This window comes from Archangium sp. (assembly GCF_057119385.1).
The window spans coordinates 47241-65280 of sequence record NZ_DBNGVP010000204.1 but is presented as its reverse complement, the minus strand read 5'-3'; the positions used below and the strand labels follow the sequence as shown (position 1 = coordinate 65280).

At 69.3% G+C, this 18040-nt stretch carries 12 protein-coding genes, 5 tRNA genes and 1 other RNA gene; 12 read left to right on the top strand and 6 right to left on the bottom strand.

Translation table 11 applies throughout. The annotated features are described in order from the left end of the window. The first annotated feature begins 33 nt into the window (after nucleotides 1-33). The gene (locus tag AC16DP_RS46725) at nucleotides 34-453 is read left to right on the top strand and encodes a hypothetical protein (protein WP_483957090.1); all 420 of its coding nucleotides are present in this window, start codon (nucleotides 34-36) and stop codon (nucleotides 451-453) included. A 320-nt stretch (nucleotides 454-773) separates the two neighbouring features. On the opposite strand, the gene AC16DP_RS46720 is transcribed toward AC16DP_RS46725, so the two are convergent. Continuing rightward, complete coding sequence (locus AC16DP_RS46720) at nucleotides 774-1718, bottom strand: SDR family oxidoreductase (protein WP_329732854.1); 945 nt, start codon at nucleotides 1716-1718, stop codon at nucleotides 774-776. A gap of 19 nt (nucleotides 1719-1737) precedes the next feature. Beyond that, nucleotides 1738-2592: a lysophospholipid acyltransferase family protein gene (locus AC16DP_RS46715; RefSeq protein ID WP_329732855.1), complete on the bottom strand. Its 855-nt coding sequence runs from the start codon at nucleotides 2590-2592 to the stop codon at nucleotides 1738-1740. 17 nt (nucleotides 2593-2609) lie between these two features. Between AC16DP_RS46715 and AC16DP_RS46710 the strand changes: the two genes are divergently transcribed. Next, on the top strand, nucleotides 2610-3020 hold the full coding sequence (locus AC16DP_RS46710; RefSeq protein ID WP_483957093.1) for a DUF4142 domain-containing protein: 411 nt from the start codon (nucleotides 2610-2612) through the stop codon (nucleotides 3018-3020). Nucleotides 3021-3060: 40 nt separating this feature from the next. After that, nucleotides 3061-6027, top strand: coding sequence for a serine/threonine-protein kinase (locus tag AC16DP_RS46705; protein ID WP_329732856.1), 2967 nt, complete (start codon nucleotides 3061-3063; stop codon nucleotides 6025-6027). Nucleotides 6028-6156: 129 nt separating this feature from the next. On the opposite strand, the gene AC16DP_RS46700 is transcribed toward AC16DP_RS46705, so the two are convergent. The 3 genes from AC16DP_RS46700 to AC16DP_RS46690 all read right to left on the bottom strand — a co-directional run bounded on the left by AC16DP_RS46700 (nucleotide 6157) and on the right by AC16DP_RS46690 (nucleotide 9211). Then, nucleotides 6157-7101: a polysaccharide deacetylase family protein gene (locus AC16DP_RS46700; RefSeq protein ID WP_329732857.1), complete on the bottom strand. Its 945-nt coding sequence runs from the start codon at nucleotides 7099-7101 to the stop codon at nucleotides 6157-6159. A 10-nt stretch (nucleotides 7102-7111) separates the two neighbouring features. After that, a complete protein-coding gene (locus tag AC16DP_RS46695) occupies nucleotides 7112-7825 on the bottom strand; it encodes a glycosyltransferase family 2 protein (protein WP_329732858.1) in 714 nt (237 codons plus the stop codon). Between the two features lie 72 nt (nucleotides 7826-7897). Beyond that, nucleotides 7898-9211, bottom strand: coding sequence for a protoporphyrinogen/coproporphyrinogen oxidase (locus AC16DP_RS46690; protein ID WP_329732859.1), 1314 nt, complete (start codon nucleotides 9209-9211; stop codon nucleotides 7898-7900). 218 nt (nucleotides 9212-9429) lie between these two features. On the opposite strand from AC16DP_RS46690, the gene AC16DP_RS46685 reads away from it, so the two are divergent. From AC16DP_RS46685 to ffs, 9 genes are all read left to right on the top strand, one after another. Beyond that, nucleotides 9430-13722: a tetratricopeptide repeat protein gene (locus tag AC16DP_RS46685; protein WP_329732860.1), complete on the top strand. Its 4293-nt coding sequence runs from the start codon at nucleotides 9430-9432 to the stop codon at nucleotides 13720-13722. Nucleotides 13723-13812: 90 nt separating this feature from the next. Continuing rightward, a complete protein-coding gene (gene serS / locus AC16DP_RS46680) occupies nucleotides 13813-15093 on the top strand; it encodes a serine--tRNA ligase (RefSeq protein WP_329732861.1) in 1281 nt (426 codons plus the stop codon). 110 nt (nucleotides 15094-15203) lie between these two features. Beyond that, a tRNA-Ser gene (locus AC16DP_RS46675) sits at nucleotides 15204-15290 on the top strand. A gap of 43 nt (nucleotides 15291-15333) precedes the next feature. Further along, nucleotides 15334-15423, top strand: a tRNA-Ser gene (locus tag AC16DP_RS46670). An 80-nt stretch (nucleotides 15424-15503) separates the two neighbouring features. Continuing rightward, nucleotides 15504-15580, top strand: a tRNA-Arg gene (locus tag AC16DP_RS46665). 24 nt (nucleotides 15581-15604) lie between these two features. Beyond that, a complete protein-coding gene (tadA, locus tag AC16DP_RS46660) occupies nucleotides 15605-16072 on the top strand; it encodes a tRNA adenosine(34) deaminase TadA (protein ID WP_043399052.1) in 468 nt (155 codons plus the stop codon). Nucleotides 16073-16077: 5 nt separating this feature from the next. Continuing rightward, a tRNA-Ser gene (locus tag AC16DP_RS46655) sits at nucleotides 16078-16164 on the top strand. A gap of 13 nt (nucleotides 16165-16177) precedes the next feature. Next, nucleotides 16178-16264 (top strand) — tRNA-Ser (locus tag AC16DP_RS46650). Between the two features lie 24 nt (nucleotides 16265-16288). Beyond that, nucleotides 16289-16381, top strand: an RNA gene (ffs, locus tag AC16DP_RS46645) — signal recognition particle sRNA small type. A gap of 50 nt (nucleotides 16382-16431) precedes the next feature. Here the strand turns inward: ffs and AC16DP_RS46640 are convergent. Then, entirely contained in the window at nucleotides 16432-17877 is a 1446-nt protein-coding gene (locus AC16DP_RS46640) for a glycosyltransferase family protein (protein WP_329732862.1), read from the bottom strand. Nucleotides 17878-18040 lie beyond the last annotated feature (163 nt).

Sequence of the window (18040 nt, the reverse complement as noted above, 5' to 3'; positions counted from 1 at the left end):
GCCCCCTCCGCAATGGGTGCTAGCGTCCTCCGGGTGATTCGCCTGCTTGCTGTCCTGCTCGTTTTCGCCCTCGGTACGGGCTGCGCCCACACCAAGAAGAAGACCGACCTGGAGACCCTTCGCCCCGTGGTGGAAAGTTTCCACCAGCGCGTGCGCTGGAAGGACTACCGCATCGCCGCCCGCTTCATCGTCCCCGAGCGCCGTCAGGATTTCGAGAGGGCCCGCCGGGAGAAGCAGGACGAGCGGGACCTGTCCATCACCGACTACGAGATCGAGGACGTCGAGATCGTCGAGGAGGGCCAGCGGGCCATCGTCACCAGCCGCATCAAGTGGATGCGCCTGCCCTCGGTCTCCGAGCAGAGCGACACCGTCACCTCGGAGTTCGTCTACCGGGACGGCAAGTGGATGCTGGAGAAGCAGTCCGGGGGACCGTTCGACGGAGAGCTCCCCTGAAAAAAACCGCCCACCACCCCGGGGCCGGCCGAGATGGTGGGCGTCGGAGGCTCCCCCATGGAACCTCCCTGAACAGGTCACGGGGTGGGGAGCATCGAGGGCCCATCCCCACCGCGTTTCATGTCCTGTCCCTAGAGCAATGCGGGTGCCAGTCCCCCGGCCGCCCGCCCCCCACCTGAAATCAAGGGGTTGCGGACCCGCCCCGGGGAAAAGCCCGTACTGGAAAAACCAGGGGGCCTGACAGCGGTGTCACACTCCCCTCGGGGCCTCGTTTTTCGAGACCCTGACAACACGGCCAGGGGAACCCCTGACGGGGCCGCCTACTCGCCGATGACGGAGCGGATGGTGTCGCGCATGGAGAAGCGCGGCTTCCAGTCCACGTCCTTCTGCCAGCGCGAGCCGTCCACGTTGCAGAGGAACTGGATGTGGTCGAGCTCGGGCGGGGGGAAGTTGGCGAGCCGGTACTTGAAGAGGAGGCCGAGCAGGGGCCGGGCCACGGGGTGGGGCACGGGGACGGCGCTGTGGCCCAGCTCGCGGTGGATGGAGGAGAGGGGCACCTCGCCGGGGCCCACCACGTTGTAGACGCCCTTGGGCTCGGGGCGCAGGGCGGCGTCCACCATGGCGCGCGCCACGTCCTCCACGTGGATGAGCTGCACCATCGGATCGAACCCCGCCAGCACCCAGGGGCGGCGCAGGCGCAGGTAGTTGCTGGGAGCGTTCTTGATGGTGGGCCCCACGATGTGGACGGGCCGGAGGATGACCGTCTGGATGTGGGGGTGCTTCCAGAAGAAGCTGTGCGCGAGCATGTCCACTTCGATGAGATCGCGCACGCCCGAGAAGCGGCTGGCCGCCATGAGCGGCGCGTCCTCGGTGAGGAAGTTGGAGTTGTCCGGGCTGGGGCCGTAGACGTTGGCGGAGGAGAGGACCACCACCTTGGGCACCTTGTAGCGGGCGCAGTACTCGAGCAGGCGCGTGGTGCCCACCACGTTGAAGGAGTGGTGCTCCTCCTCGCTCATGCGCGGATCATGCATGATGCCCATGTGGATGACGGCGCGGATGTCGTTCTTGCGGAAGACGTCCTCGGCCTTCTTCTTGCGCAGATCCAACTGGTGCATCTCGATGTCCTTCGGCCGGCCCACGAAGGGACGCCGATCGATACCGATGATGCGCTCGTGCTTGTGCAGCACCTTGGCGAGGGCCCGGCCCAGGTTGCCACTGATGCCGGTGATGACGACGGCCGGTCTCTTGGAAGGATCCTGATTCATGGCGAGGGTGCCGGGCGCGTCACCAGAAGACGCCCTGACGCTCCTTGAGTCCCTGGTTGAGCATGCCCTGGATGGCGGTCTTCACGGTGCGGACCTTCTTGTCCAGCTCGCTGTCCTCGTCGTCGGCGCGGCCGGTGAAGCGCAGCGGCTCTCCGAAGTAGATGCGGTACTTGGTGGGCAGGGGCAGGGGCATCCCCGTGACGGTGAGCGGGAAGGAGGGGAAGCCGAGCAGCCGGGCCAGGGGCTTGATGTCCACCAGCGCGGGGGACTGCTCCTCGGCGCCCACCACGGCGATGGGGACGATGGGGGTGTCCGTCTCCAGGGCCAGGCGCATGAAGCCCAGGCCGAAGTCCTGCAGCTGGTAGCGCTGGGGCCAGAGCTTGCCCAGGCCGCGCACGCCCTCGGGGAAGACGAGGATGGCCTCGTCGGCCTCCAGCAGGCGGCGGCAGTTCTCCGGGGTGCCGACGATCTGCCCCACCCGGGCCATGAAGGTGGAGACGTAGGGCAGCGAGGGCACCCACTTCTCCACCATGCTGCGGATGGCGCGCGGAGGATCCGCCTCCAGCAGCAGGGCCACACCAATCATCGCCCCGTCCATGGGCAGCTGGCCGGAGTGGTTGGAGATGAGGAGGACACGGCCCTGGGGGACCTTCTCGATGCCGAAGGTCTCCACCCGGTGGTAGTGGCGGTAGAGCCAGAAGAAGGGGGCGAGCGCCGACAGGCTGTAGTCGAGGTTGAAGCCGAACGGGTCCACCCCGTACTCGTTACCGGTGCGGGCGAGCGCCTGCAGGCGCTCCTTGCGCTCCGGCCCCACCATGCGCTCCGTCCAATCCCGGAGCTCCTGCTTCACCTTGTCGGAGAGCTGCTCGAGCATGGGGGCGTGTCTACACCATCGTCCCCCGCGCTGGGAGGGAAACGGGGACGGGGTGCCTCCGGGGACCGTCCATCCGTGCACGCCCGTGCAAGTCCCGGACGCTGGCCAGGTCCAAGGCCCTGTCGCTGGCCCTCGTGAAGTACGACAAGCAGGTGGAGCGGTTCTACGAGAAGCGCGACGAGCTGGCGGGCCTGAGCGGCCGCGAGTTCGACAAGGCCTTCCTCGAGCAGGTGTCGGACGACCAGGACCGGGGCAAGGAGCTCATCGAGGAGGGTCTGGACGAGTACCGCGACGACACGACGCTGGCCGTGTTCCTCGGGAGGACGGCCCCGGTGCTCAGCGGCCACCTGCGGCGGGTGAAAAGCCCGGCCCTACCTCCAAGGACCCACACACGGCCGCTACTCCCCCTCCCCGGGTTCAAGATATGACTGTCCCATTGGTGACAGTTACTCCCGGGGAGGAGCGCACATGAGCGAGAACGGGCCACGGGACAAAGGGGACTCGGGCACCGGCATCCCGGGAGAGGACGCCACGGTGGTGCGCTCCCTGTCCTCACCGCCGGCCCGGACGCTGCTGTACGCGGACTCGCTGGGAGAGGCCGCCACCCAGGTGCGCAGCCTCGCCACGCCGCTGTTCCCTCCGGACGCGTCCACCCCCGGGTCGCCGCGGAGTGGGCCCGTCTCCACCGCGCCGGGACAGACGCTGGCCGGCCGCTACACGGTGCTCAACCGGCTCGGCCAGGGCGGCATGGGCGAGGTGGTGGCCGTCTATGACTCGCGGCTCGACCGGCGCGTGGCCCTCAAGCTGCTGCGCCGGGATTGGGACCCCGGCCTGTCCCAGCACGACCTGGAGACGCGCATGCTGCGCGAGGCCCAGGCCATGGCGCGCCTCTCGCACCCCAACGTGGTGGCCATCTACGACGTGGGAACCCTCGAGGACGGCGCCATCTTCATCGCCATGGAGATGGTGGAGGGGCAGACGCTGCGGCGCTGGAGCGACCAGGCCCCGCGCACCTGGCGGGAGACGCTGGACGTGTACCTGGAGGCGGGACGCGGGCTGGCGGCCGCGCACGAGGCTGGCCTCGTCCACCGCGACTTCAAGCCCGAGAACGTCCTGGTGGGCAAGGACGGGCGGGTGCGGGTGACGGACTTCGGCCTGGCGCGTGCCGGTGCCGCCTCACCGGTGGTGCCCTCGGACACGCCCCTGCCCCTGCCGCCGGGGGCCCTGGACAGTCCCCTCACCCTGCAGGGCACGCTGCTGGGCACGCCCCGCTACATGGCGCCCGAGCTGCTGCGGGCCGGCCCGGCCGATGCGCGCAGCGACCTGTTCGCCTTCTGCGTGGCCCTCTACGAGGCCCTCTACCGGCAGCACCCCTTCTCCGGCGCCAACCAGGCCGAGTCCACCCAGGCCCAGCTCGAGGGCCGGGTGAAGCCACCTCCCGCCAACACGGACGTGCCCGCGTGGGTGGAGCGCACGCTGGTGCAGGGCCTGCGGGCGGACCCGGCGCAGCGCCCCGCGTCCATGCAGAAGCTGGTGGCGGCGCTGGAGGTGGACCTCGACGCGCGGCGGCGGTCCCGGCGGCGCAAGCTCGGCCTGGTGGCCCTGGTGGCGGGCATGGCGGGCCTGACGCTCTGGAGCGCGCTGCTGCACCCGGACACGGAGGCGGGGTGCACGGGCCTGGAGCGCAGGCTCACCGGCACCTGGGACGCCACGGTGAAGGCGAGGATGAAGCGGGCCTTCCTGGGCACCCGGCTGCCGTATGCCCAGGACACCTTCAAGCGCACGGCCTCGCTGCTCGACGGGTACACGGGGACATGGGTGCGCATGCGGACCGAGGCGTGCGAGGCCATGCGGCAGCCCTCGCCCGGGAAGCTCGACGTGCTGAAGGTGGACTGCCTGGAGCGGCGGCGCGCCCAGCTGCGGGAGCTGACGGAGCTGTTCTCCCGCGCGCCCGACCGGGACAACCTCTCCAAGGCCGTGCAGGTGGTGCAGTCGCTGCCGCCGCTGAGCGCCTGCGCGGACGCCAAGGCCCTGACGGCCACGGTGCCCCTCCCGGAGGAGCCCTCGCTGCGCGCCCCGGTGGAGGAGCTGCGGGCACAGGTGGACCGGCTGGAGACGCTGCGGCTGGCGGGCCGGTACCGCGAAGCGCTGGCCCCCGGAGAGGAGCTGCTGCCGCGGGTGGAGCAGGTGGGCTACGGGCCCCTCGTGGCCCAGACCCTGTACGAGGTCGCCTCGCTGAAGGACCTGAACGGGGATTACGCCGGCGCCGAGGCCCTGGCGCGGCGAGCCATCTCCGTGGCCGCCCGGAGCAAGGCCGTGGTGATGGTGGCCAAGGCCTGGACGCTGCTCTTCCGGGAGGTGGGGTGGAGGCAGGCGCGCTACCCGGAGGCGCAGGGGCTGACGCTGGCCACGGAGTCGGCCGTGGAGATCGCGGATGACGACGAGACGCGCTCGGACTCGCTCAACGACCAGGCCATCGTGTTCCAGGAGATGGGCCGCTACGAGGAGGCCCGGGCCGCGTACGAGCGGGTGTTGGAGATCCGCAACAAGGTGCTGGGGGCCGACCATCCGAAGACGATCGCCGCGCACAACAACCTGGGCGTCGCGCTCGGGGCGCTGGGGAAGTACGAGGAGGCGCGGGCCGAGTACGAACAGGCGCTGGACCTCCGGAAGAAGACACTGGGGCCGGACAACCCGCTCGTCGCCAACTCCTACAGCAACCTGGGCACGGCGTTCGGACAGCTGGGCAAGCACGAAAAGGCCCGGGACCTGTACGAGCACGCGCTGGCCATCCGCAAGAACGCCCTGGGGCTCGAGCACCCCGACGTGGCCACCTCCCTCAACAACCTGGCCGTCGCGTACGACGCCCTGGGCCGCTACGAGGAGGCGCGGAGGCTGCTCGAGGACGCGCTGGTCCTGAGGGAGAAGCTCCTGAAGCCAGGCCATCCCGACATCGCCAACACCCTCAACAACCTGGGCAACGCGCTGCGGGGACTGGGCCGGTACGAGGAGGCGCGGCGGCGGCTCGAGCGTGCGCTGGCCCTGCGCGAGAAGGTGTTGGGAGCGGACCATCCCGACGTGGCCACCACGCTCAACGACCTGGGCGAGGTGTTGCGGCTCATGAAGAAGCCCGCGGAAGCGCGGGCGCGCCACCAACGCGCGCTCGCCATCCAGGAGAAGTCGCTGGAGCCCGGGCACCCGGACCTCGCCCTGTCACTCATCGGACTGGGCAACGTGGCGCGGGACCTGGGGAAGCACGACGAGGCGCGGGTGAAGTATGAGCGGGCACTGGCCCTGCGCGAGAAGGCGCTGGGACCCGAGCACCCCCTGGTGGCGGAGTCGCGCGACACCCTGGCCCGGACCCTGGAGCGGACACGCACGGGTGGCACTGGGAAGCGGAACGAGAAGACGATCCTGGCGGTCCCCATCCCCTGACAGGGTTTCACTTCGCCACGTCCAGACGTCCGCCAACACGGGCAGCCAAACACCACTCGTAGTCGACTACGAGCGATGTATGTCTTTCACCCACCCCACTCGTAGTCGACTACGAGTGAAGCGCGGCGTCTACACGGTGAGGGCGAGGTGGGAGGCCGCGTCGCGCAGCGTCACCACGTCGTAGTCGGACTTCAGCCAGCCGAAGAGGGTCCTCAACCGCTCCAGCTTGTGCGTGACGGGCACCCGCAGGTCCCTCTGCTGGCGCACCAGCTCGGACGGGATGCCGTCCTGGGCGTCCAGCACGTCCGCCGCGTGCAGCTCGAGATTGAAGAACGCGTCGCCCTGGAGCGAGCGGTACGCGGCCCGGATGATCGGCAGGGGCAGCGTGAGGGCGAAGGTGCCGATGAACGGGAAGCGCACGCCGGGCGTCACCGCCATGGGCAGCTCCAGCACGGCCCCCGAGCCCCGCTGGTAGGGCCGGGCCGGATCCGGCCGGTACGGCATCCGGGGCGCGAGCAGCACCCGGGGCGAGTCCAGCACCGCCCGCGAGGGACGTCCCAGCAGGGCCAGCGAGCCCATCACCGCCGCCTTGGCGGTGTAGTACGGCACGGCGGGAAAGGAGGAGGAGCCGTAGCGATAACCGCGCTCCACCGTCGCCGCGTACAGGGCGGCGTTGAGCGTATAGCCCGGCGCGCGGAAGCCCACGGGACGCACGCCCGTGGCCGCCTCGAGCACCTCGTCCGCGCGCCGCAGGTCCTCGCGGATGCTCTCGGGCGGGCGCCGCGTCAGTGCGTAGTCGTGCGAGAAGCTGTGGCTCGCCACCTCCACGCCCGCCTCGTGCGCCGAGCGCAAGGCCGCCGCGGCCCCCGCGTCCGCCGCCACGTCCTCGCCGATGGCGAAGAACGTCCCCGGCACGCCCACCTCCGCCAGCAGTTGCCTCAACCGGGGCACCGCCGCGGTGTAGACGAGCCCCCGGGCCCGAGCGTCCAGCAGGGACTCGGGCAGCCCGTGGATGCGGCAGTAGTGCGGCAGCGAGTCCAGGTCGACGGAGATGGATGCGAGCCGCCGCGCCACCCGCGCCTCCTCAGGTCCCGCGGATGCGGATGACGTAGACCAGCTTGCCCACGTTCCTCAGCACGTTGGGCACGCGCTTGAAGAGGTGGATGGAGGGCTGGCGCTTCTCGTGGAGCTGGATGGGGATTTCGACCACCCGCAGGCCCTCGCGCCAGGCGCGGATGACGAACTCGCTGGCGAACACGTCCATGTCCACCACGCATTTGGCCACCACGGGCATCAGGGCCTCGCGCCGGAAGGCCTTCAGCCCATGCGTGTCCGTGCCCTGGAAGTCCAGCGCCACGCGCAGCAGCTTGTTGTGCACCCGCGTGGCCAGGCGCCGCACGAGCGGCCGCTGATCACTCGCGCCCTTGGCCGCCTTCGAGCCCACCACCATGTCCACCCCACCCTTCTCCAGCAGGGGCAGCGCGGTGTCGTAGAAGCTCAGGTCGCACAGGTCGATCTCATCGCAGAAGACGTAGGTGCCCCGGGCCTTCTCGATGCCCGCCTTCAGCGCCACCCCGTAGTTGGGCCGCTCCGAGTGGAACCAGCGCAGGCGCGGGTTCTTCGCGCACATGTCCTCGAGGATTCGCGGAGTGGCGTCGCGCGAGCCGTTCTCCGCGAAGAGGATCTCGTAGTCCCAGCCGCGCGCATCCAGGCCCTGGGAGAGCTCCGCCGCGGCGGAGGCGACGATGGACGCCTCGTTGTAGACCGGGATGACGATGGAGAGGTACGGGGGGGCCATGGACGGACGTGCGACCTAGCACGCCCCCGCGGGCCCCGTCGATGCACAACTACCGCCCGTCCCCGCTCATCGTCAGCCGTTCAACCGGCGCGCGCAGGCCCGCCCACCCAGGATGGCGTCCTCCATGGACGAGTACTCCCACTGCCCGTATCGCCCCGCGGTGAGGATGCCCGCGTGCTCCAGGAAGCGGAGGATCTCCGCCTTCGCCGGCCCATAGGCGTTGTCGTAGAGGACATACGCATGGGGAATCTCGCGCGCCCGGGCGAAGAAGATGTCCTCCGCGGCGTTCACCATCCGCGAGCGCACCAGGTCCTCCACCGCGTACGACTCGGCCTGGGCCATGGAGAGCTCACCGTGGTGGCTGTACTCCACGTAGAAGGTGGAGGTGTCCGGAGGCGCCAGGGGCGCGTACACCGCCGAGGGCGAGCCGATGCGGTACGTCTTGAACTCGGGCTCGGGCAGGTAGATCCAATGCCACGGCTGCGGATTCTTCCCGCGGGCGGCCACGCACACGTACGTCACCGTGGTGGCGCGCAGACGTCCGGCGGCGGCGAGCACCTCGTCGGGCACACCCGAGGCCCCCTTGGCCACCAGCCGCACCAGCCCCGGTAGAGACATGGTGGAGAGCAGCTCCGAGTAGCCGAGCGTGCGCCCGTCCGACAGCGTCACCTTCCGGGTCTTCCAGTCGATGGCGGTGGGCTCGGTGTTGACGCTCAGCTCCCCGCCCTTCAGGTGGGCGAGGATGCCCCGGGCGAGGCTCTCGATGCCGCCCTCGCGCGGATAGACGAACGAGGCGTTGTAGCCCAGCGCATCGCTGCCCACGCCCAGCGCCCCGTCCACCACCTCCTTCAAGGTGGGACGAGGCACGAAACGGCCCACCCAGGCGGCGGACAGCTCGGACGGGTCCACCGTCCACAGCTTCTTGTTGTAGGGGAACATGAAGTTCTTCGCGAACCCCTCCCCCATGTAGCGCAGGATGAACTCGGCGAAGTCGCGCGGCTCGCGCTCGCGCAGCTCCCGGCCCTTCTCCCCGTAGACGGCCTCCACGTAGCCGATGAGGTTCTCCGCCACCACCTCGGCGGGCAGCCCGTGTGTATTCACCTGATACGGAAAGCGCGTGAAGACGCCCCGCGAGTAGATGGCCGCCTTGCGTTGAATGGTGACCAGCTGCCCCGGCAGCCAGCGGGTGTTCACCAGTTCCTTGATCTCCGGGTCTCTCAGGTGCAACCAGTGGCCGGTGGGATCGAAGGCACACCCCTCGATGACCTCGGTCTTGATGAGGCCGCCGACCCGCTCGGACTTCTCGATGAGGCGCCAGGGGCGCTGCAGGAAATGAGCGGCGGACAGCCCCGCGAGGCCCGCGCCGAGGATGACGATGGGATCCATGGAAAAACCGGGTCTACCATCTTCGAAGCCACCCCGGGCAACAGCAGCGTCACCGGGAGTACCCGGGAGGGGGTCCCCTGCCCGCCTGCCCTGCCGCCGGGGCGATGCGCCCGAGGAGGCGTCTCGTTCTTTGCCGCCTGGAAAATGCCTCTGATAACCTTCGCCCGCCGCGGGAGCGCGGCCGCTCGCGACCGTCCAGCCCCCGCTGAAGGAAACCCATGAAAGTCTCCTGCCCGTCTTGCCAGACGAATTACAACATCGATGACAAGCGGATCCCGCCGGGCGGCGCGAAGCTCAAGTGCGCCCGGTGCCAGAACACCTTCCCCATCAAGGCCGAGGAGCCGGTCAGCGCGCCTCCTCCCGCCCCCGCCGCCATCCCGCTGCCCGGCCCCGCCGCGCCCCAAGCGGATCCCTACGCGGGCTACGATGACTTCCAGCGGCCCGTCGAGTCCGAGACCACGCGCGTCGTCTCGATGCCCGTGCCGAGCGCGGCCTACCGCGACACCACCGCGCCGCAGGCCATCCCGCTGCCCGGTGCCTCCATGCCCTCCGCGGACTATGGCAACGCCCCGTCCCAACCGTCGCTCGCCTATGACGTGAGCGCGTCCTCGGGTGGCGCCATCCCGCTGCCCGGCGCGAGCGATCCGTACGCGAACCCGTACGGGAATGATCCATACGCGGGCGGCGCGCAGCAGGGCGACGCCGTGCCCCTGCCCGGTGCCTCCGATGGCTACGCGGACAACTCGGGTGGCTTCGACTACGCCGAGGATCCGTACGCCGCCGCGCCTCCGCAGGGCGACGCCATCGCGCTGCCGCCTCCTCCCGCCGGCAACCCGTACGGCGATCCATATGCCGAGGATCCGTACGCCGCCGCGCCGCAGGCGGACGCCATCGCGCTGCCGCCTCCGCCCTCCGCCGAGGAGCCCTACCCGTACGCCGCCACGCCCGCGGGCGCCATCGCGCTGCCGCCTCCCCCGGCTGACAATCCGTACGCCACCGCCGACGACTCGTTCATGGCGACGCACCCGCCGAACACGTCCGAGGTGGACACGTTCGCGCTGCCGCCTCCGCCCGCCGCCGACCCGTACGCCGCCGGTGGCGCCGACGATCCCTTCGGCCTGCCTCCCGCCGAGGTCATGCCCGAGGAGGCCGATCCGTTCGGCCTGCCGCCCGCTCCCGCCGCGGATCCGTTCACCGCGGACTCCGGTGCGGATGATCCCTTCGGCCTGCCGCCCGCGCCCGCCGCGCCCGAGGCCGATCCCTTCGCCCTGCCACCCGCGCCGGCTCCGTCGGCGGATCCCTTCGCCGACGAGGACCCGTTCGCCCTGCCGCCCGCGCCGGCCGCGCAGGCGTCGGACCTGGACTTCTCGGAGCCCGCGCCCTCCACGGTGGACGTGGGCATGGACTTCTCGGAGCCTCCGCCCGCGGCGCCCATGGCGTCCGCCGACGCCTCCATCCCCGACGCGCTCGAGTTCGATCCCTCCGCGCCCATGGCCGCGGGAGATGACCTCGAGGCCGATCTCTCCGCGCCGCTGCCGCCGCCCACCCACCCGGGCACGGCGGACGGCCTGGAGATGCTGAGCTTCATCGACGACGCGGCCAAGGACAGCGGGGCCAACAAGGCGAAGTCCAACGTGCGCCGCTTCCACGTGCGCCGCCGCTCCGGCAAGGTGTTCGGCCCGTTCGAGGAGGGCGTCGTCGTCAAGATGCTCGAGGACGGCCAGCTCCTGGGCAACGAGGACGTCTCCAACGACGGAGACTCCTGGACGCCCATCGGCACGGTGCCCACCTTCGCCGCGGCCATCCAGAAGCTGATGGAGGGGCCGGGGACTCCCGCCGTCGCCGCCGTCCCGCCGCCCACGGCCTCCGCCGAGCCCGGCTCCAAGGCCAACCTCAACTCCGCCGCCAACATGGAGAAGCTGCAGCAGATGTACGGCGGCCGCATGGCGCCGGTGGCGGTGACGGACAGCACCACCAAGCTGGAGATCTTCCTCGGCAAGGTGAAGCAGCGCCTCAAGCTGGTCGTCTCCGTCGCGGCGGTGCTGCTGGTGCTCATCGTGGGCTTCAGCTTCAGCGCCACGCGCTACGGCGCCTTCGGGTTGAAGAAGTTCCTCCCCGCCAAGGTGAAGCCGGGCACCTCGCAGCACGCGGACGTCGAGGCCGCGCGCAAGGCGATGCTCAAGGACGCCTTCGAGGGTTACAAGCAGGCCCAGACGCTGACGGCGAAGGTGCTGGCCGGGGACGAGTACCCGGAGGTGCGCGCCATCTGGTGCCAGGCCGTCTTCCACCTCCAACGCCGCTACTCGGCCGCCAGCGGCGGCGATCTGTCCCGCTGCCGCTCCGAGGACGAGGCCGCGAGCCTGGAGCTGCTGGGGGAGAAGAACGTCGAGTACACCAAGTACCTGGTGGGCAAGGCGCTCGTCGCGGGTGAGGCCGGCACGGCCCTGCAGCTGGCCAAGGACGCCTGGAGCCGCGACGGCAACCAGGGCGATGCCGAGCTGGGCCTGCTGCTCGCCGAGGCCCAGACGGCCAGGAAGAAGGACAGCCCCGAGGCCATCGACACCCTCAACAAGGTGCTCAAGGCGCAGCCGGACCTGACCCGGGCCCACCACGCGCTCGGCAACGTGTACCAGGCCGCCGGCAAGGCGGACGAGGCCGCCAAGGCCTACGAGGCCGCGCTCAAGGCGGATGAGACCCACCTCGGCTCCGCGGTGGAGCTGGCCTCGGTGGAGCTGATGCTGCGCAAGGACGCGCAGAAGGGCCTCGAGGCCGCCGAGCGCGCGCTCGACGAGAAGGGCCAGGAGAAGGCGAAGATGAGCCCGGCGGAGCTGTCGCGCGCCCGCACCTTCAAGGGCATCGCCCTCTACCAGCTCGGCAAGCTCGAGGACGCCGAGAAGGAGATGCGCGCGGCCCTGGAGAAGGACTCCAAGTCCCTGCTCCTCAAGAGCTACCTGGCGCGCGTGCTGCAAACCCAGCGCAAGTACCAGGACGCCCTGCCCTTCTTCCAGGAGGTGGCCAAGGCCGAGCCGCAGAACCTCGAGGCCACGGATGGCTACCTCTCCACCCTGGTGGCGCTCGGCAAGGCGCAGGACGCGCAGAAGCAGGTGGAAGACGCCCTCAAGCGCTTCAAGAACAACGCCCGCCTCGAGTACCTCAGCGGCCGCGTCGACGAGGCGCGTGACAGCAACACCACCGCCGAGGAGCACTACAACCGCGCCATCAAGGCGGACGAGAAGCTCGTCGAGGCCCATGTGGCCCTGGGCCGCTTCCACCTGCGCCTGCGCCACAACGACCAGGCCAGGGCCCGCTTCGAGGCGGCCGCCGCCCTGGCGCCCGACAACGCCTGGGTGCAGCTGGGCCTGGGTGAGCTGGCGCTCGCCGAGGACGACACCGCCCGCGCCCAGGAGTCCCTCGAGCGTGCCGTCTCGCTGGATGCCAACCTCGCGGATGCGCACCTCGGGCTGTCGCGCCTGGCGCTGCGCGCCGGGGACCTGGACAAGGCCCAGAAGGAGGCCGACACCGCGCTGGAGCTGGATCCCCACACGCTCCGGGGTGGCCGCCTGCACCGCGGCATCGTGCTGTGGCGTCAGGGCAAGCTGGACGAGGCCCTCACCGAGTTGGATCAGGCCAAGAAGGCGGAGCCGCGCGCGGTGGGCACGCTCATCACCCTGGCCGCCGTGCAGCTCGACAAGGGCAAGGCCGCCCCCGAGGGCCAGGAGACGGAGGCCAGCAACAGCTTCAAGGAGGCCGAGGTCAACCTGACGATGGCCCTCAAGAGCGAGCCGTCCAACCCCGAGGCCAACTTCTACATGGCCCAGGTGAAGGTGGCCCAGTTGAAGAACACGGTCCGCGCCAAGGCCCTCAAGGACAAGGTGGATCCGGCGGCGGTGCCGGCCGGCGACTACACCCCGGCCATCGAGAGCATGAGGGCCGCGGTGGAGCGCGCGCCCAAGCGGGCCGACTACCACTACGCCTTCGGTGTCCTCTACCGGGACGCCAAGCAGGTGCCCGATGCCATCAAGGAATGGCAGGAGGCCGTGACGCTCGAGCCGAAGATGGCCGATGCCCACGAGGCCCTCGGTCTGGCCCACCTGGAGCGCAACGAGTTCGACGAGGCCCTCGACGCCTTCCAGGCCACGCTCAAGGCGGACCCCAAGCGCACCCGCGTGCTCGCCTCCATCGGCAACACGCACTTCGCCGCCACGCGCTGGCGCGAGGCCATCCGCTCCTACGAGCTGGCCCTCAAGGCCGACCCCGGCCTGACCGAGGTCTTCTACAGGATGGGCCGCGCCTGGAGTGAGCAGAACCAGTACGCCAAGGCCATCGACTGGTACGTGAAGGCCACCAAGACCGAGAAGGTCGAGCCCGAGACCTGGTACCACCTGGGCTTCGCCTACAAGGAGAAGGGCAAGAAGAAGGACGCCGTCAAGGCCTTCCAGGAGTACCTGGGACGCAAGCCGGACGCGGTGGACCGCAAGGAAGTCGAGGACGAGATCAGCTTCCTCGAGTAGTCCGCCGGACTCCCCGGGCGTCCGTTTCCGGGCGCCCGGGTACTTCCTGCCTTGCCCGGCCCGCGCGGGGTGACTACAACCCGCCCCGCCATGTTGGATCTCAAGTACGTCGCGCAGAACTTCGATGCGGTGGTCGCCCGGCTGCAGTCCCGGGGCGGCAGCCTGGACCTCGGCCCCTTCAAGAGCCTCGTGTCGGAACGGCGCGACCTCTACGTGGCCATGGAGTCACTCTCCGCGCGCCGCAACACGGCCAACGAGGAGATGAAGCGCAAGGCCAAGGAGGATCCGGCCGCGCTCGAGGCGTTGCGCGGGGAGATGCGCACCGTCTCGCAGACCATCAAGGAGAAGGAGGCCCGCCTCAAGGAAGTGGAGGAGGAGCTCAGCCGCATCCTGCTGGTCATCCCCAACATCCCCCACGAGTCCGTGCCCGTGGGCGGCGGCGCCGAGGACAACGTCCAGACGCGCATCTGGGGCGAGAAGCCCAACCTCCCCTTCACGCCCAAGCAGCACTTCGAGCTGGGTGAGAAGCTCGGCATGCTGGACTTCGAGCGCGCCGCCAAGGTGTCCGGCTCGCGCTTCGCCTTCTACAAGGGAGCGCTCGCCCGGATGGAGCGCGCCCTGGTGAGCTTCATGATCGACGTGCACACCTCCAAGGGGTACGTCGAGATGCTGCCGCCCTACCTGGTGCTGCGCGAGACGATGATGGGCACCGGCCAGTTGCCCAAGTTCGAGGAGGACGCATTCAAGACGGTGGGCGAGCCCGAGCGCTTCCTCATCCCAACCTCCGAGGTGCCCGTCACCAACTACCACGCGGATGAAATCCTCGATGGGGACCAGCTGCCCCTGAAGTACTGCGCCTTCAGCCCATGCTTCCGCGCCGAGGCGGGCTCGGCGGGCAAGGACACCCGCGGCCTCATCCGCCAGCACCAGTTCCACAAGGTGGAGCTGGTGAAGTTCGCCACGCCGGAGACCAGCCTCGACGAGCTGGAGAAGATGACGGACGACGCGTGCGACATCCTCCGGCGTCTGGGGCTGCACCACCGGGTGATGCTGCTGTGCACCGGGGACATGGGTTTCGGTGCCCGGAAGACCTACGACATCGAGGTCTGGCTGCCCGGCCAGGGGACGTACCGGGAGATTTCCTCCTGCTCGGACTGCGGTGACTTCCAGGCGCGCCGGGCCAAAATCCGCTACCGGGCCCAGAAGGGGGACAAGCCCCACCTCCTCCACACGCTCAATGGCAGTGGCCTGGCCGTGGGGCGGACGACCATCGCCATCCTCGAGAACTACCAGCGCGAGGACGGAAGCATCGCCATCCCCGAGGCGTTGGTGCCCTACATGGGAGGGCTCAAGGAACTCCGGCCGCTGTAAGACTCAGCGTGCTGTCAGCATCCGGGGCCCGATAACGTTGTTGCAATGGGCCCCGGATGATGTAGAAGGGCGGCCCACGCAGTTCGGTGGTCCGCGCGGCTCCAAGAAGTGGAGGAGTGGCCGAGCGGCTGAAGGCAGCGGTCTTGAAAACCGCAGGTGGCGCAAGCTTCCCGTAGGTTCGAATCCTACCTCCTCCGTTTTTGTTGTTGCTGTGTGCGGTTCTTTGACAGTAAAGGCAGTGGAGAGATGGCCGAGAGGCTGAAGGCACAGGTTTGCTAAACCTGCATACTCGAAAGGGTATCGAGGGTTCGAATCCCTCTCTCTCCGCCACTCATCTTGGTTGTGGTAGCGCGAAAGTGGTTGTGGTACAGAGGTCGCGGTTGTGGTAGATGCGGTGAAGGAAACGGCAAGCTCCCTTAGCTCAGCTGGATAGAGCGTCGGACTACGAATCCGAAGGCCGGAGGTTCGAATCCTCCAGGGAGCGCCACCTTTCTCCTCATCTCATTCCCTCATGAGTCTGGACGAAGCTTTCATGCAGCAGGCGCTCGCGCTCGCGCGGGAAGCCGCTGGACTCGGGGAAGTCCCTGTCGGTGCGGTAGCCGTACACGATGGCAAGGTCATCGGCGTCGGCTTCAATCGCAGGGAAATCGACCGGAATCCCCTGGCCCACGCGGAGATCTTCGCGCTGGACGCAGCAGCCAAGGCGCTAGGAGCATGGCGGCTCACGGGTGTCACCCTGTATGTGACGCTGGAGCCGTGTGCGATGTGCGCCGGAGCGCTGGTCCAGTCGAGGGTCACGCGGCTGGTTTTCGGAACGATGGACCCGAAAGCCGGAGCCGTTGGTTCGCTCTACAACCTCGCCGAGGAGCCCCGGCACAACCACCGGCTCCAGGTGATGAGTGGAATATTGGCGGACGAGAGCCGCCAGATGCTGAAGGATTTCTTCGAGCGACTGCGCGAGAAGAAACGCGACAAGTGAATATTGGAGAGCTGGCCGAGTGGTCGAAGGCACCTGACTCGAAATCAGGCATACCGGGAACGGTATCGTAGGTTCGAATCCTACGCTCTCCGCAGAGTGTCTCATGGAGAGGTGGCCGAGCGGTTGAAGGCGCACGCCTGGAACGCGTGTATATCTGAAAGGGTATCGTGGGTTCGAATCCCACCCTCTCCGTAGTTTGTTTTTCAGTAGCAAGAGCTTGTGGTCGGGACAACGTGGGGACGTGAACCCCGCCAGGTCCGGAAGGAAGCAACGGTAGCGCACCTCCGCGTGTGTCCCGGCCGTTCTTGTGAAGGGGCTGAATCTTCGAAAGAGGATTCGGCCCCTTCTTTTTTTGCCCTTCAGTCCCGCGCGAGCACCGTCTCGCGGCCCACCTGGCCCACCACGTGGAAGCCGGCCGACTGGAGCTCCGCCAGGGCCCGGCCCTCGAAGGTGACGGCGCGGTTGAAGCGCCTGTCCCGCATGGCCGCCTGGAAGTTGGCGTCGTGGGGCCAGTCACAGGTGGACCAGGGGATGTTCTTGCCGATGTAGAAGAAGCCCCCCGCTCCCCACAGGCCCTCGTTGACGATGAGCAGTCCGCTCGCGCCCTCCCCTCGCGTGGCCTTCACGATGGCGCGGAACTGGTCTCCCCGCAGGTCCACCGGTGGGAAGAAGTGCCCGGCCAGCAGCGTGGTGGCCAGGGCCACCGCTCCCAGTCCCCACCTCGAGCGGGCACTCTCACGGCCCAGGACGAGAGCGGCCAGGGCCGGAGCCGCGGCCAGCGTCAGGAGCACCAGCGCCGGGTAGAGGAAGCGCTCCTCCTTGTGGGCCGTGGTGGTGATGGCGAGGAGGTAGGCCACCGCGCAGAAGAGCGGGAGGGGAATGGCGAGCCGCTGGCGCAGCGAGGAGAGCCCCCGGGGCAGCACGGCCCAGAGCCAGAGGGGCAGCCCGGAGAGGAAGGGCCACAGGTAGAAGCCCGGCGGTGAAGCGCCGAACTGCCTCGCGGCCTGCCCGGAGAGGACGTTGAAGTCCACGTAGGCGAAGAAGGAGTGGAAGGGCTTGCCCCACGTCGCCCAATCGAGGGCGCCCAGGCCCAGGGCGACGGCCAGTCCCCCGAGACACGCGAAGGCGAGCACCCGCCAGCGCCAGGCCGCCGCCAGCCAGACGAGCGCCGCCAGCACCACCACCGCCGAGCCATACCGCGCCACCACCGCCAGTCCCAGCGCCAGTCCACCCACCAGGCCCGCGCGCACCGGACGCCCGGTCCGGTCCAGTGCCTCCAAGGCCACCACGAGGAAGGCGGTGGAGAGGGACTCGCCCAGTGTGCGGCCCGCGAAGATGAGCACCGGCCCATAGAGGCCCACGGCGAGCAGGGCGAAGAGGCCCCCCGAGCGTCCCGCACGGCGCTCGGCGTAACGGTACGTGGCCCACAACATCCACCCGTGCAGCGCCACCTGCGGCACGGCGATCAACGTCCGGTACGCCACCGGGTGTGTGAGTCCCAGCACGTCCGCCAGCCGCAACAGCCACGCGGCCAGTCCGGGCATCGCCCAGTTGCGCAGGCCCGTACGCCATTCCCAGGCCAGCACCCCATAGCCGTGGGCACGGAACCAGGCCGGCTCGAGCAGCTGGTACACCTCGTCCGGGTGGATGCGCCCGAGCTGCACCACCGCGATGAGCGCGGGCAACAGCCCGACCCCGGCCAGTAGCACCCCGAGCGGCCACCGCGGACGCGACCCGGAGCGTGGCACCTCGGAGGCCGGGAGGGCGGAGGGCGGAGGAGCGGAGACGGGCGCGGAAGCGGTCATGAGAAGGGCCTCGCGACTCTCCCCGCCCTCTCGGGGAAGCGCAAGCCGGGAGGCGAGAAGGCCCCTGGACGCGGAGTGAACAGCATCCGACCTCATGCGTCCTATTCGTGGACTTCCGGGCAGGACTGGAAAAGTAGAGCGGCCGGTGCATGGAAGTCGTGCG